This window comes from Photobacterium kishitanii (genome assembly GCF_003026355.1).
Classification (GTDB): Bacteria; Pseudomonadota; Gammaproteobacteria; order Enterobacterales; family Vibrionaceae; genus Photobacterium; species Photobacterium kishitanii.
Genome location: NZ_PYON01000019.1, coordinates 25,263 through 39,522, shown reverse-complemented (window position 1 = coordinate 39,522; position 14,260 = coordinate 25,263). Strand labels below are relative to the sequence as shown.

Genomic DNA, 14,260 nt, shown 5'->3' with positions numbered 1-14,260 from the left:
TTAATGATTGTCTTCATGTGCCTGAGACAGGTACACAATAGTTAACATCATGAATACGAATGCTTGAATTGTAATGACCAGGATGTGGAAAATAGCCCACGGTACCGAGCCTAGCCATTGAGCCCACCACGGCATCAACGCCGCGATAAGAATAAACACCACTTCACCAGCAAACATGTTACCGAATAAACGCATCCCTAATGAAATAGGCTTCGCAATTAGCGATACCACTTCAAGAAGCAGGTTAAACGGAATCATAATTGGGTGATTGAACGGGTGAAGAGCCAGTTCTTTAGCAAAGCCGAGCAGACCTTTCACTTTGATGCTGTAGTAAATCATCAATGCGAATACGCCTAACGCCATTGCCATAGTGATGTTAACGTCAGCACTTGGAACCACTTTCAAATAAGGGATCCCAACACTTTGTGCGGCATACGGAAGAAAATCAATTGGCACTAGGTCCATGATGTTCATCAGTAAAATCCAACAGAAAATGGTTAGTGCTAACGGAGCAACAAGTGGATTGCGGCCATGGAAAGTATCTTTAACGTTGGTATCAACGAATTCAACTACCATTTCAACAAAACATTGTAACTTACTTGGTACTCCTGATGACGCCTGTTTTGCTACCTTACGAAATACCCATAAAAAGAATAATCCGGTCAGAACAGAAAAAACAAGGCTGTCGATATTTACCGTCCAGAAACTACCTTCACTCACTAAACCGAGTTTGTCTGTCGACAGGTTAGTTAAGTGGTGGGTTATGTAGCTTGACGGCGTTAGCGCTTCACCTGGCGCAGCCATAACTCATCCTATTTGTTGTTGTTAATGAATAAAACCGGTCCAAAAATATTAATACCAAGAACCAGCAAATAGGTTAGTTGGAGGGGAACAAGTTCCACCCCTTTATACAGGTAAGCTGCGGCAAAAAGGATGACTGTTATGAGGATTTTTAGCACTTCTCCGCCATAGAATGACGCCATGACTAATCGTGCCTTCCTGGCACCACTATACATAAACGCACACATAGCAAACACGGTATTGGCAATTACAAAAATACCACCACCGATAAGTGCAGAGATTCCCCAGTCAACATTGACAGCGAAGACTGCCGTTAATGCCGTAGCAACTACGACGCCAGATTGTAGTAACAGCAACCGTTTTGCCAACTGGCGTCCCGGTTTCACTAGCGCCGATACCATGTATTCGTTCCTCGAGTCCATTCCACGACACATGAGTGCAGGGAAATACAGCGAAAATTATACGGCTGAATAGATTGAATGCAATCTTATTGCAGCAAAAAAAACATTTATATTTTACAACAAAATAACCTAATCACCATCGAGTAATTTTCTAATCAAAAATTACCGCGACTAGATCACAGTTCGTGGCCTAACATTGCAAGAATTTGCGCTAGTTTATCTTGTTGGTCGAAATTAATAACAATTTTACCTTTACCATTTTTATTTTGATTAATGGCAACTTTGGTACCAAAACGCTCACTCAAACTTAATTGCAATGCAACAGTTTGTGGTTGCGGTACCGACTTCGCTGCTGGCGCAGTTGGATTTAACAGTGTTTTGACTAGCTTTTCAGCCTCGCGCACAGTTAACAACTTATTGATGATGATTTGTGCTGTAGCTAACTGTTGCTGATCATCTAAGGCCAATAAAGCCCTTGCATGACCCATTTCCAACTGTTTTTGTTCAACCAGTTGTTTGACAGAATCAGACAATTGATTTAATCGCAGTAAGTTAGAAACCGCGGCACGAGATTTACCCACAGCGTCAGCAACCTGCTGATGAGTTAATGAAAACTCTTGCTGTAGACGCTCTAAAGCACGTGCTTCTTCAATCGCATTAAGATCTTCGCGTTGAATATTTTCAATCAGTGCAATGGCAACAGTGGCACGATCATCAACATTTTTAATGATACAAGGCACAACCTCTAACCCAGCTTGACGGGCAGCTTGCCAACGACGTTCACCGGCAATAATTTCATAACGTTGATTATCAAGACGACGTACAACAATCGGCTGAATAATGCCTTGAGCACGAATTGAGTCCGCTAACTCAGTCAGTGCATCAGCAGCCATTGCTTTACGGGGTTGATATTGACCTGAAGTAAGCGCTGTAACTGCAATTTGGCGTAGTTCACCATCGATTGCAGCTTGTTGTGCAGCATGCTCATCACTCTGTTGTTTCTTAGCTTGAGCAACATTGCTGGTGGCTAATAGGGCATCAAGGCCTTTGCCCAAGCCTCGTTTATTGAAATTCATGGAAAACCTTTACGCTTCAACCTGAGTGGCTTGCAGTGCTAATTCATCACGGCGAATCATTTCACCTGCTAGCGCTAAATACGCCTTAGCACCACTGGAATATTTGTCATAATACATTGCTGGGCGACCATGACTTGGCGCTTCAGCAAGGCGTACATTTCGTGGAATAACAGTACGATATACTTTATCACCGAAATGCTTTTTAAGTTGCTGTGATACTTCATTAGAAAGTCGATTACGCGGATCAAACATGGTCCGTAACAAACCTTCAATTTTAAGATCACTATTAACCACTGCGGTTAATTTACTGATGGTATCCATCAATGCTGTTAAACCTTCAAGAGCAAAGTATTCACATTGCATTGGTACTAATACCGAGTCTGCAGCAGTCATTGCGTTGATAGTTAACAAGTTTAATGATGGTGGACAATCAATAAAAATATAATCGTAATTATCACGCACCGAAGCCAACGCATTACGTAACCGCGTCTCGCGAGCAAACACTTCCATCAGTTTAATTTCAGCAGCGGTAACATCACCATTAGCGGCTATCAAATGATAGCCACCCGTGGTTTCGTTAATAACAACCTGATTAAAAGGAGTTTCATCAACCAAAAGATCATAAGCGGTGGCTTCGACTTGGTATTTGTCGACCCCACTGGCCATGGTAGCGTTGCCTTGAGGATCAAGATCGATCACTAATACTTTACGCTGAGTAGCAGCCAATGAAGCAGCCAGATTGACACACGATGTTGTTTTACCAACACCACCTTTCTGATTTGCAACAGCTATGATTCTTCCCACAAAAAAACCTCAACAATTAATCTTTGGCCGTCAAGACTACTAAATGACGTTCGCCTTCGAGGTCAGGAACGTGCAAAGATTTAACCTCAACGACAGTACACCATTCAGGGAGCTCTGAAGCTTCATCCTGATGGTACTGACCTTTAAGTGCGAAAAATTGACCGCCTTGTTTTGGCAAATGGTGGCACCAATTGACCATGTCTGACATTGAGGCAAAAGCACGGCTTAATACCGCGTCAAAACCTTCACCTGGATCAAATTCTTCAACACGACTTTGTACTGCGGTGACATTGGTAATTTTTAGCTCATGGATCACTTGGCGAATAAATCGAATCCGCTTGCCTAAACTATCAAGCAGAGTAAACGATTTATCCGGACACATAATGGCTAATGGGATCCCTGGTAATCCAGGCCCAGTACCAACATCAATATAACGTTCACCATCTAGATACTGGCTCACCACAATACTATCCATAATGTGTTTAACTAACATTTCATTAGGATCACGTACTGAAGTCAGATTATACGCTTTATTCCATTTGTGCAGCAGTTGCACATAACCAATCAATTGATCAAGTTGTTGTTCTGTGACCTGTAATTCAGTTTGAGCGATAAGTTGTATTAAACGTTGTTTCATTATCTAGCCCTTATTCGCCTTTTTTAAGCAAACCGTGTTTTTTCAAATATACCAATAACAATGAAATTGCCGCTGGTGTAATACCTGAAATACGTGATGCCATACCAATAGATTCTGGTTTAACATCATTAAGCTTAATCACCACTTCATTCGATAAGCCTTTCACCAAACTGTAATCAAGATCAAACGGTAATTTAGTGGTCTCATGACGTAATGATTTTTCTACTTCATCACGTTGACGATCAATATAACCCTGATACTTAATTTGCGTTTCAACTTGCTCACGCGCTTCAATATCTTCATGAGCCGGCGCAAAAGTTTCAATACTGGTTAATTGCTCATAGTTCACTTCTGGACGGCGAAGAAGATCTTCACCATTGGCTTCACGAACGATCGGTGACTTAAGGATCTTATTCAAACTTTCAATATGATCCGAATTTGGATTAACCCAAATATCTTTCAAACGTTGGCGTTCTTGTTCCATATTTTCTAGTTTTTGATTGAAACGCGCCCAGCGCTCATCATCCACTAAACCCAATTCACGTCCCATTGGAGTTAAACGTAAATCGGCATTATCTTCACGTAACAACAAACGGTATTCTGCACGAGAAGTAAACATACGGTAAGGTTCTTTGGTACCAATGGTTGATAGGTCATCAATCAATACACCCATATAGGCTTGATCACGACGTGGACTCCAACCTTCTTTGTCTTGCGTTTGCAGTGCAGCGTTCATACCAGCCATTAGGCCTTGAGCTGCCGCTTCTTCGTAACCGGTAGTACCGTTAATTTGTCCCGCAAAGAACAGACCATCAATGTATTTATTTTCAAAGGTTTGCTTCAGGTCTCGCGGATCAAAGAAATCATACTCAATCGCATAACCTGGACGCATAATCGTTGCGTTTTCAAAGCCTTTCATTGAACGAACAATTTGCATTTGAACATCAAATGGAAGACTGGTAGAAATGCCGTTCGGATAAAGTTCATTGGTTGTTAAGCCTTCAGGCTCAATGAAAATTTGGTGACTATTTTTATCCGCAAAACGCATTACTTTATCTTCAATTGATGGGCAGTAACGCGGGCCAATACCTTCAATCACACCTGCATACATTGGGCTACGATCGAGGTTATTACGAATAACCTCATGGGTACGCTCATTGGTGTAAGTGATAAAACATGGAATTTGACGTGGGTGATCCGATTTCTTACCCATAAACGAAAACGTTGGGGTCGGGTTATCACCGTGCTGGGTTTCAAGCACACTAAAATCGACACTACGGGCATCAATACGTGGTGGAGTACCTGTTTTTAAACGATCCACGCGTAACGGTAGTTCACGTAAACGGTCAGCCAATGCATTTGATGCTGGATCACCAGTACGACCACCGCTGTAATTTTCTAAACCGATATGGATTTTACCACCAAGGAATGTTCCTACGGTTAATACCACAGCCTTGGCGTGGAATTTTAATCCCATTTCTGTAACCACGCCTGTTGCGCGATTATTTTCAACAATTAAATCTGTCACAGCTTGTTGGAAAATCATTAAATTTGGCTGATTTTCTAATACGTTACGTACTGCTGCTTTGTAAAGTGCACGGTCAGCTTGTGCACGTGTTGCCCGTACTGCTGGGCCTTTGGAAGAGTTGAGAGTACGGAACTGAATTCCGCCTTTGTCGATGGCACGTGCCATCAAGCCACCAAGGGCATCAACTTCTTTAACCAGGTGTCCTTTCCCGATCCCGCCGATAGCTGGGTTGCACGACATTTGGCCCAACGTATCGATATTATGGGTCAACAGTAAGGTTTTTTGTCCCATCCGGGCTGCTGCCAGTGCCGCTTCTGTACCGGCATGACCGCCACCCACAACGATGACATCAAATTTTTCCTGGTAAAACATGAAACTTCCTCAGGTATTTAAATAGCCAGTGAGTTAACTCGAGCAAAGGGACGACATTCTATCCTGTTTCTTGGCAAGAGAGAATCTTTCATAAAGATCATTTGATCGACGATTTACTCTGTTTAAATATATATAAGATCTTTTTAAAGAGATCTTCTGTTAGATCTACTATTAGGATCCACTGATCGTGTGGATAACCGCTAAATGATCCTTATGATCATGCATTTAAGGAAGATCATTTGCTGTGGAGTAGCTTGGATCTTCCTGATAGTATGCTGGGATCAAAATAGCTACTTATACACAGGGGGTCGGGACTCTATAAGTTATTAAATGGATAACTATGGGTTGATCACCGTTTAGATCTATAGTTATCCACAGAGAAAAGCATTAAATAGGATTATTTATTGAGTAACTATTGACCGTTTTTTAACCGTTAAGGTAAGTTTGCCACTCTTCAAACCAGATTTCTGCTGGTTCTTCAGGTACTGGCGTCATTGATACATCAATATCAAGTCGCTCAGCGATTGCCGTTGCACCTAATTGTAGTAATAAAGCCTCAATATTTTTGCCTGCCGCACAAAAAGTGTCGTAATTGCTATCTCCAAGGCCAATCACAGCGAACTTGAGCTGTTTAAGCGCTGGTTGTTGTTGCTTGAGGGCATTGGCAAAGGCGATAAAATTATCTGGATAATCACCAGCACCATGAGTCGAACAAATAATCAGCCAAATAGTATCTTGGTTTAGCTGTGACAACGCCGGTTGGTTGACAATATCAGCTTGATGGCCTTGGGCTGTTAATAGTTCAGCTAAATGATCGGCGACATATTCGGCACCACCAAGGGTACTGCCGGTGATCAGAGTAATAGTTGACATAATTATCCTCAGAGTAGGCGTTTCGATGGGATCATCGTATGAAGCGTAAATATCAGGCTGAGATTGTACTGAGATCAAGCCCTATAAAGATAGCCTTTATGGCATAACTGAGCCGTTTTATTCACTGAAAGGCTATTTTTTTTATCCACCAGCGAATAATGGGGGTAAGCGCGGGAAAAAATGTGGGTATTTAAGCCTAAAAGTAAGTAATTATAATGACTAACAAGATCATGATAAGAGAATGACATTAATGATGGTTATTTTTAATGATGATCTTACCCACATGATCCCCTTATTGTTTGCACAAGCTTATGATCATGGTTATTTGTGATCCCAGCGCTGATCGCAAAGGTTAAATGATCTGATGTCGTTGCGGTAAAATAAGGAGTTTTTGCGTGTCTGGGTGGTGAGTAACACTGACGTGGTGATGATAAAGCGCGGTGATTTGTTGCGGAGTTAATACTTTGCTTGGGGTATCTAGTGCGATTTGTTGGCCGTGTTCGAGCAATAATAATCGATCACAAAACGTAATCGCCGTGTTGAGGTTATGAATGGCAATTAGTGCACTTTTACCTTGTTGGCAATGATGGCTAAGAATATTTAGTAGTAGTGATTCATGGCCAATATCAAGACTTGCGGTTGGCTCATCCAGTAGCATTATAGCGGCATTTTGAATTAATAAGCGTGCAAAATGAACCCGCTGTTGCTCACCTCCTGAAAGCTGATTGATTGGTCGATTTAATAATTCATTTATCTGTAACTGATTAATAATATTATTTATTTCTTGTTTTGATACTATGGTTGATTGCTGATGACCATAATAAATAATGTCTCTAACTAAAAAACCAAAGGCAGGTTCAGTATGTTGGGGTAAATAACTTAAACGTTGAGCCCGCTGTTGATGGCTATAACGATTAAGTGGTTGTTCAAATAAACAGATGCTGCCATGGCTTGGGGTTATATAACCACTGAGACATTTGAGGAGGGTGCTTTTACCGGCACCGTTAGGGCCAATAATACCGACTAACTCACCAGGGTTTATAGCAAAGTTAATATTCTGCAGTAATGGTTGTGATCCTTGGTGGTAACTTAGCTGGTTGACGGTAAGTGGCGGGATCATGATTGTAATCCTTTATATTGGCTGCGTATTAATAGGATAATAAAATAGATCCCCCCAATAATGGCGGTAATAATCCCTGTTTTTAATTCATTTGGCGCAATAACTGTACGGGCAATAAGATCACAGCTTAGAAGGAACATTGCGCCAAATAGGGCTGAAAATGGCAGTAAAATACGATTATTAGGGCCAACCAGTAAGCGTGCTAGATGTGGCACGATTAAACCAATAAAGCCAATTGGGCCAGCGACAGCAATTGCCATTGCTGTAAGTAAAGTGGTTAATAGTAGTAATAACCTGCGGCTGCGGCGAACGTTGATCCCCATTCCATGCGCATTTTGCTCACCGAGGGCGAGTAAATTTAAGGTTTGGCCATGACGCAATAATACCCAAGCAGCAATAATTATTATTGGCGTTGGCCACAATAATTGTTGCCATGTACGCGCGTCTAATCCGCCCATAGTCCAGAACACAAACTCGCTCACTTCATATTGTTGAGCGGTTAATAGTACTCCCATGGTTAGTCCTCCTAACAAGCTTGATACTGCTAGTCCGGCTAAAATAATAAACAATCCATGCTGCTGAGTTTGACGTGCAATTAAATACACGATAGTAGCAGTAGTTAAAGCCCCAATGGCTGTCACTAAGGGTAATAACGCTGGATTGACCATGGTTAAGCCACTGACAATAGCGACAACTGCAGCAAAACTACTACCAGCACTAATGCCTAGTATATCGGGGCTGGCAAGGGGATTTCTGAACAAGCCTTGGCTACAAGCACCGGCTAATGCTAATGCACTCCCAGCCAATATTGCCGCACAAGCACGTGGTAAACGGATCTGTAATATGATCGCTGAAACTAATGGGTGTTGTTGTTGTGCTAACGTTTCACCACCGTGGAGGTAACTGACAAACATTGCAAAAATATCATTAATAGGGATGGCGACAGAGCCGAGACTAAGGTAAAGCATTAATAACAGTAATAATCCGATTAATGCGACGATGCCCTGTAGCGGTTTAATGTATTGATGGCTGAGCATGAGGTTGATAAACCTTATGATTAAGGTAGATGATAGCATCGGCAATATATTGGCTATCGGTTGAGCGCAGTGAATGCGGCAAACTAATAACGCGGCGATCACGAATAGCGGTTAAGGTTTGCAGTGCAGGATCATGCAGTAATTGTTGTTTAAAGCCATCACTATCGGCACCAGGAATAATAATAACATCGGGATTAAGGCTTAATAGTTGCTCTTTAGCGATCGGCACTTGGCCGAATTTATCACCACTGGTATACGCAATTACATTTTTGAGCTGAGCGTGGCTGATAATAGTATTGATGGTGGAGTTATGATTGCTGGATGCGCCCCACGGAGTGTATTCAATAGCGGTTAGCTGTTTTTCTGGAATAATAATTTGCTGTTTAAGTTTCTGCTTCATCGTTGCAACTACTGCGGTAGCTGCAGTGGTTTTATTAACCAGTTTTCCTACTAATAAAATATTTTTTTCAATATTTTGCAGGCTGTAAACCGTTTTAATCACAAACACCTTGATGCCTGCAGCACGTAATTGGGCTATTTTAGGGCCGTCACTCCAGCTTGCAACCAACACTAAATCGGGGTGTTCAGCAATAATACGTTCGACATTAAGATCGCGTAACGGTAATGAGGCAGGGATTTGATCAGCAATGATAGAATAAGTCTCATCTTTACTTAGTCGACTTAAACTGGTGATATTTTTTAGCGGTAATAATGCCATTAATACCTGATCACTAAACATGCTTTTAGAATCAACTCGCGTCGGCATTTTGGGTAATGTTACCGCATGCTGACTGGCATCAATTATAGTGATGGGATAAGAGGTTTCGGCACTCAAGCAGATTGAACTACTACATAAGCAGCCAATAAAAAATAAATTTTTAAGTAGTCGGTACATAATTTTCCATATGCAGCAGATGGTGAACTTGCATCATCCTTGGCAAGCAAATTTTGCGCACATAGTTAGCGATTTTGGCAGCGCTGTCAATGACAGTCTGCGGTTCGAATTAGTCTTATTTGGTAAGGACGAATAAAGTAATGGTATTAAAGTTTTCTGGCGATATTGACGAGCTCGCTTATCCATTCATTTTTGAAGATTCACCCTTGTGTGATTTTGAAATTCTCACCGACGAATTGTGTACTTATGTCGGGTTAGCGATTTCACAACTAGACGATGGGGAAGTGCAGCAATCATTAATCTGGTTGCAGCCACGTATTTTTCATTTAAATGGTTCTATTCGAGGTAAATGCGGTATTTTTGAAGCTGATATTAGTAAGCTCAAAGCGGATTACCATTATTTTCGCAGCCAAGTTAGCGATAATAATAAGCGTTTTGTATTACCACGTGGTGTTGGGCCGGTGGTGCAATTACATCAATGCCGTAGTTTAGCGAAGAAAGTTGTGCGGCAATTGGTTAAAGTCGATGCTGTCGGTAAAAAAGTGCCATCAACATTGCCAAGATTCAGTAATTTGTTGGTGAATTATTTGTTTGCGTTAACGCGGGTACTTAATCAGCAGGCGGGGATTGAAGAGCCTGAATATATCAGCATAAATTATCCTAAGCCCGAAGCTAAAAAATAATAAAAAACGTCACATATCAATAATATGTGACGTTTTTTAAGTGTTAGCAGTAAGGTTAGTGATTACTTACCGATACAGAACGAAGTAAAGATACGTCCCAGTAAATCATCCGATGTAAACTCACCAGTGATCTCACTTAAGTGCTGCTGAGCTAGACGTAATTCTTCTGCTAGGATTTCCCCTGCCATAAAGCCTTCTAGCTGTTCTTTACCGATCTCTAAATGTTCAGCCGCACGCTCTAGAGCATCTAAGTGACGACGGCGCGCCATAAAGCCCCCCTCAGTCGTACCAGCAAATCCCATACATTGCTTTAGATGTTCACGTAACTCATCAATACCGTCGCCTGTACGCGCTGAGAGGCGGATTACGGTTGAATTGTTAACGTCACTGATTCCTGTTGCTTCACCGGTCAGTTCAGCTTTATTACGAATGACCGTTAAGCCCATGTTAGTCGGTAAACGTTCAATAAAGTCAGGCCAGATATCTTTGGGATCGGTGGCATCGGTGGTGGTGCTATCAACCATGAACAACACCCGATCGGCATGTTCAATTTCATCCCATGCGCGTTCAATACCAATGCGTTCTACTTCATCGGTCGCTTCACGTAAACCTGCGGTATCAATAATATGTAATGGCATGCCATCAATGTGAATATGTTCACGTAAAACATCACGGGTGGTGCCAGCAATATCGGTCACAATTGCGCTGTCTTTACCTGATAAAGCATTTAAGAGGCTTGATTTACCGGCATTAGGACGACCAGCGATCACCACTTTCATGCCTTCACGCATGATAGCGCCTTGGTTGGCCTGTTTACGCACATCTGCAAGACGAGTCATGATGGCATTAAGATCACCACTGACTTTACCATCAGAAAGAAAATCTATTTCTTCTTCAGGGAAATCAATTGCTGCTTCAACAAAAATACGTAAATGAATTAATGCTTCAACTAACTCATTCACTTTATTTGAGAACACACCTTGTAGTGATTTAAAGGCACTTTTAGCGGCTTCTTCTGAGCTGGCATCAATTAAGTCAGCAATGGCTTCCGCTTGAGCTAAATCAAGCTTATCGTTCATAAATGCACGCTCAGAGAATTCACCTGGGCGCGCTGGACGAATGCCATCAATATTAAGAATGCGACGGATCATCATATCCATCAATACCGGGCCGCCGTGACCTTGTAGTTCTAACACATCTTCGCCGGTGAATGAGTTAGGGCCTTTAAAAAATAGCGCGATCCCTTGATCGAGCGCGGTACCATCTTCATTTTTAAATGGCAGGTATTCGGCATAACGGGTTTTTAACTCTCGGCCAGCAACGGCTAGTGCTACTTCTTTCGCTTTAGGACCTGAGACGCGAATGATGCCGACGCCGCCACGGCCCGGTGGTGTTGCTTGCGCAACGATAGTATCGATATGTTGATTCATAACCTTGGCTTTGCTTAAAAATGACTTGATGATTGTAAACTAGAGTGAGGGTTTACGCCTAATTTCGCCTATAAAAAAGGCGACCCTAAGGTCGCCTTTTATTCACAGTGAGAGCTTATTTAGCTTTGCTGTGTAAACCTTTTTTCTCCAACGCGCGGAAAATAATGGTTTGTTGAATCAGAGTAACAACGTTTGATACTAGCCAGTAAAGTACTAGACCAGATGGGAACCATAGGAAGAAGAAAGTAAACATAACCGGCATAAAGGTCATGATTTTCTGCTGCATTGGATCCGTTACCGTTGATGGGCTGTTCTTCTGGATAAGGAACATTGATACACCCATTAGGACTGGTAGGATGTAGTACGGGTCTTGTGCTGATAGATCCTGAATCCAACCGAAGAATGGCGCATGACGCAATTCAACTGATCCCATTAGTGCCCAGTATAGTGCAATGAAAATTGGCATCTGTAGCATGATAGGTAAACAACCACCCAGTGGGTTTACTTTCTCTTTTTTGTACAGTTCCATCATTTCTTGGCTTTGACGTTGACGGTCATCACCTAAACGCTCACGCATCGCCTGAATCTTAGGCTGTAGCATGCGCATTTTCGCCATTGAGGTGTACTGCGCTTTTGTTAGTGGGTACATAGCACCACGAACAATTAGCGTTAGGATGATGATTGCTACACCCCAGTTACCAACAATACCGTGAATGAAAGAAAGCAATTTATGCAGTGGGCTAGCAATGAACCATAACCAACCGTAATCAACAGTTAGGTTTAGGTTAGTTGCTGTTGCTGCCATTTCTTTTTGCAGCTTAGGACCAAGCCATAGTGTTGCTTTGATTTCTTTAGTTTGACCAGGAGCAACAGTCTCTAGCGGCATACGTACGCCGATGTAACCTACACCATTGTTATCGCTGCTGTAGACTTGAGATGTCTGATCTTTGCCATCACGAGGGATCCATGCTGATACGAAGTAGTTCTCCATAATAGCAACCCAGCCGTCATTCGCTGACTGGTTAAGATTTTTCTCTTTGATGTCATCAAAACTGTATTTTTTGTATTTAGTATCGTTAGCTGAGTATGCTGCACCGTTGTAGGTGTGCATTGCCATGCCTTGAATACCGCCGCCACTTTTGCTTTCTAGGCGGTGACGTAGCTGAGCGTACATTTGTACTTTCGCTGGCTTGTCAGTTTTGTTGTCGACTGTGTAATCAACATTAACCGCATAATCGTTGCGTTTGAAAACGAATGTTTTGATGTAGCTAATGCCATCTTTAGTAAATGTCATTGGTACACGTAGTTCGTTTTGATCTGCTGCCATCACAAAGTTTTTCGCAGCAACAGTGTATTGTGCGCGGCCGTGTGTTGGTGAATCTGAACCGTTAGTTCCAATTAAGCCTGACTGCGCAATATAATCACGGCCATCAGTATCACTTAATAAAACAAACGGGTCTTTAGAACCGAGAGTGTTGTCGTATTTGAGTAGTTTGGCATTGATAACATCACCACCAAGCGTGTCGACTGTTAATTCCAGTACATCCGTTTTAATGGTAATTAAGTTAGTTGAAGTTTTCTGGTCAGTCAGTGGCTGATTATCACTTGAATGTGATGGAATGCCACTATTGTTATTGACTTGCTGCGCTACATCCGGCTTCGTTGGTTGCTGGTTTTTGTCGCCATGCCATTGCTGAAATAGCAAGAATGAGACAAACAGTAGGGCAATTAACAGAATATTACGTTGGGAACCCATGGTTAATGTTCTCTGTCGTTATGCTTGGTTGGCGGAACGGGGTCGTAACCACCGTCATTTAAAGGGTGACATTTTAATAGACGTTTCGCCGCTAACCAACAACCTTTTCGCGCTCCATGCGTTTTTACAGCTTCGATCGCATATTGAGAACATGTAGGGGTGAACCGACAGCGTGGCCCAAGAAGCGGGCTGATTGCCAGTTGGTAAAAGCGGACTAGTCTTACGACTAGCCACGCGACGGGCGAGACAGGCGATGCCATAACTTATCTAACAACGTAAATAGTTCTTCGTTACTCAAATCATTGGCTGATTTCTTGGCAATGACTACGAAGTCACAGGCTGGAAGCTGATGTTGTTTTAAACGGAAACTTTCGCGGACAACACGTTTGAAGCGGTTTCTGTCGACAGCAGTTTTAATCTGTTTTTTTGGAACAGCCAGACCGAGACGGGGGTGGTCGAGTTCATTAGAACGGGCAAGAATAGTCAAGTGAGGAGAGCCAGCACGATGAGCTTGCTGGAAGACAGTTTTGTAATGTTCGGGAGTTAACAAACGTAACTCCCGAGAAAAAGCGTACTTATTCAAAATAATCGTCGATGATTACTTAGAAAGACGCTTACGGCCTTTAGCGCGACGTGCATTGATTGTTGCACGACCGTTCTTAGTTGCCATACGAGCACGGAAGCCGTGACTACGCTTACGCTTAAGAACAGAAGGTTGGAATGTGCGTTTCATGGTTTTACCTTAAATTAACTGATCAGTTTTTAAGTTTGTTAGATGTAATTGGCCATAATTGGTCAATTACCACGAACAAAGAGGCGGAATTGTAATCACTGACTAACAAAGAGT

General features: G+C 42.2%; 16 protein-coding genes. 1 reads left to right on the top strand and 15 read right to left on the bottom strand.

Annotated elements, in window-relative coordinates; all coding sequences use genetic code 11:
• The 10 genes from atpB to C0W29_RS17535 all read right to left on the bottom strand — a co-directional run bounded on the left by atpB (window position 1) and on the right by C0W29_RS17535 (window position 9,544).
• Window positions 1-804, bottom strand: a complete 804-nt coding sequence (gene atpB, locus C0W29_RS17580; RefSeq protein ID WP_045072187.1) for a F0F1 ATP synthase subunit A — start codon at window positions 802-804, stop codon at window positions 1-3.
• A gap of 8 nt (window positions 805-812) precedes the next feature.
• Entirely contained in the window at window positions 813-1,202 is a 390-nt protein-coding gene (locus C0W29_RS17575; RefSeq protein WP_036789097.1) for a F0F1 ATP synthase subunit I, read from the bottom strand.
• Between the two features lie 176 nt (window positions 1,203-1,378).
• Window positions 1,379-2,278, bottom strand: coding sequence for a ParB/RepB/Spo0J family partition protein (locus tag C0W29_RS17570; RefSeq protein ID WP_045043569.1), 900 nt, complete (start codon window positions 2,276-2,278; stop codon window positions 1,379-1,381).
• A 9-nt stretch (window positions 2,279-2,287) separates the two neighbouring features.
• Window positions 2,288-3,082 (bottom strand): ParA family protein, encoded by a 795-nt coding sequence (locus tag C0W29_RS17565; RefSeq protein WP_036789099.1) that lies wholly within the window; start codon window positions 3,080-3,082, stop codon window positions 2,288-2,290.
• A gap of 16 nt (window positions 3,083-3,098) precedes the next feature.
• A complete protein-coding gene (gene rsmG / locus C0W29_RS17560) occupies window positions 3,099-3,719 on the bottom strand; it encodes a 16S rRNA (guanine(527)-N(7))-methyltransferase RsmG (protein ID WP_045043568.1) in 621 nt (206 codons plus the stop codon).
• A gap of 10 nt (window positions 3,720-3,729) precedes the next feature.
• A complete protein-coding gene (gene mnmG, locus C0W29_RS17555; RefSeq protein ID WP_045043567.1) occupies window positions 3,730-5,619 on the bottom strand; it encodes a tRNA uridine-5-carboxymethylaminomethyl(34) synthesis enzyme MnmG in 1,890 nt (629 codons plus the stop codon).
• Between the two features lie 426 nt (window positions 5,620-6,045).
• Window positions 6,046-6,492 (bottom strand): FMN-binding protein MioC, encoded by a 447-nt coding sequence (mioC, locus tag C0W29_RS17550; protein WP_045043566.1) that lies wholly within the window; start codon window positions 6,490-6,492, stop codon window positions 6,046-6,048.
• Between the two features lie 352 nt (window positions 6,493-6,844).
• Entirely contained in the window at window positions 6,845-7,612 is a 768-nt protein-coding gene (locus tag C0W29_RS17545) for an ABC transporter ATP-binding protein (protein ID WP_045043565.1), read from the bottom strand.
• Entirely contained in the window at window positions 7,609-8,649 is a 1,041-nt protein-coding gene (locus tag C0W29_RS17540) for a FecCD family ABC transporter permease (protein WP_045043564.1), read from the bottom strand. The genes C0W29_RS17545 and C0W29_RS17540 overlap by 4 nt, the downstream gene beginning before the upstream one ends.
• Window positions 8,627-9,544, bottom strand: a complete 918-nt coding sequence (locus C0W29_RS17535; RefSeq protein ID WP_052671705.1) for an ABC transporter substrate-binding protein — start codon at window positions 9,542-9,544, stop codon at window positions 8,627-8,629. Before C0W29_RS17535 ends, C0W29_RS17540 begins: the two co-directional genes overlap by 23 nt.
• A 140-nt stretch (window positions 9,545-9,684) precedes the next feature.
• Between C0W29_RS17535 and C0W29_RS17530 the strand changes: the two genes are divergently transcribed.
• Window positions 9,685-10,227 (top strand): ATP:cob(I)alamin adenosyltransferase, encoded by a 543-nt coding sequence (locus tag C0W29_RS17530; RefSeq protein ID WP_045045553.1) that lies wholly within the window; start codon window positions 9,685-9,687, stop codon window positions 10,225-10,227.
• A 62-nt stretch (window positions 10,228-10,289) separates the two neighbouring features.
• Here the strand turns inward: C0W29_RS17530 and mnmE are convergent, their stop codons facing one another.
• From mnmE to rpmH, 5 genes are all read right to left on the bottom strand, one after another.
• Entirely contained in the window at window positions 10,290-11,657 is a 1,368-nt protein-coding gene (mnmE, locus tag C0W29_RS17525) for a tRNA uridine-5-carboxymethylaminomethyl(34) synthesis GTPase MnmE (RefSeq protein ID WP_045045554.1), read from the bottom strand.
• Window positions 11,658-11,772: 115 nt separating this feature from the next.
• Window positions 11,773-13,413 (bottom strand): membrane protein insertase YidC, encoded by a 1,641-nt coding sequence (gene yidC, locus C0W29_RS17520; RefSeq protein ID WP_045045555.1) that lies wholly within the window; start codon window positions 13,411-13,413, stop codon window positions 11,773-11,775.
• Between the two features lie 2 nt (window positions 13,414-13,415).
• A complete protein-coding gene (gene yidD / locus C0W29_RS17515; RefSeq protein ID WP_080159046.1) occupies window positions 13,416-13,673 on the bottom strand; it encodes a membrane protein insertion efficiency factor YidD in 258 nt (85 codons plus the stop codon).
• Window positions 13,640-13,996 (bottom strand): ribonuclease P protein component, encoded by a 357-nt coding sequence (rnpA, locus tag C0W29_RS17510; protein WP_080888925.1) that lies wholly within the window; start codon window positions 13,994-13,996, stop codon window positions 13,640-13,642. The genes yidD and rnpA overlap by 34 nt, the downstream gene beginning before the upstream one ends.
• Before the next feature lie 15 nt (window positions 13,997-14,011).
• Window positions 14,012-14,146: a 50S ribosomal protein L34 gene (gene rpmH, locus C0W29_RS17505; RefSeq protein ID WP_006233350.1), complete on the bottom strand. Its 135-nt coding sequence runs from the start codon at window positions 14,144-14,146 to the stop codon at window positions 14,012-14,014.
• Between the last annotated feature and the right edge of the window lie 114 nt (window positions 14,147-14,260).

Excerpts from the sequence above, each read along its gene's own strand:
- C0W29_RS17530 (WP_045045553.1), top strand. The coding sequence starts at position 9,685 with ATGGTATTAAAGTTTTCTGGCGATATTGACGAGCTCGCTTATCCATTC.
- C0W29_RS17545 (WP_045043565.1), bottom strand. The coding sequence starts at position 7,612 with ATGATCCCGCCACTTACCGTCAACCAGCTAAGTTACCACCAAGGATCA.
- atpB (WP_045072187.1), bottom strand. The coding sequence starts at position 804 with ATGGCTGCGCCAGGTGAAGCGCTAACGCCGTCAAGCTACATAACCCAC.
- mioC (WP_045043566.1), bottom strand. The coding sequence starts at position 6,492 with ATGTCAACTATTACTCTGATCACCGGCAGTACCCTTGGTGGTGCCGAA.
- mnmE (WP_045045554.1), bottom strand. The coding sequence starts at position 11,657 with ATGAATCAACATATCGATACTATCGTTGCGCAAGCAACACCACCGGGC.
- yidD (WP_080159046.1), bottom strand. The coding sequence starts at position 13,673 with ATGGCATCGCCTGTCTCGCCCGTCGCGTGGCTAGTCGTAAGACTAGTC.
- mnmG (WP_045043567.1), bottom strand. The coding sequence starts at position 5,619 with ATGTTTTACCAGGAAAAATTTGATGTCATCGTTGTGGGTGGCGGTCAT.
- yidC (WP_045045555.1), bottom strand. The coding sequence starts at position 13,413 with ATGGGTTCCCAACGTAATATTCTGTTAATTGCCCTACTGTTTGTCTCA.
- rsmG (WP_045043568.1), bottom strand. The coding sequence starts at position 3,719 with ATGAAACAACGTTTAATACAACTTATCGCTCAAACTGAATTACAGGTC.
- C0W29_RS17540 (WP_045043564.1), bottom strand. The coding sequence starts at position 8,649 with ATGCTCAGCCATCAATACATTAAACCGCTACAGGGCATCGTCGCATTA.
- C0W29_RS17575 (WP_036789097.1), bottom strand. The coding sequence starts at position 1,202 with ATGGTATCGGCGCTAGTGAAACCGGGACGCCAGTTGGCAAAACGGTTG.
- C0W29_RS17535 (WP_052671705.1), bottom strand. The coding sequence starts at position 9,544 with ATGTACCGACTACTTAAAAATTTATTTTTTATTGGCTGCTTATGTAGT.
- C0W29_RS17570 (WP_045043569.1), bottom strand. The coding sequence starts at position 2,278 with ATGAATTTCAATAAACGAGGCTTGGGCAAAGGCCTTGATGCCCTATTA.
- rpmH (WP_006233350.1), bottom strand. The coding sequence starts at position 14,146 with ATGAAACGCACATTCCAACCTTCTGTTCTTAAGCGTAAGCGTAGTCAC.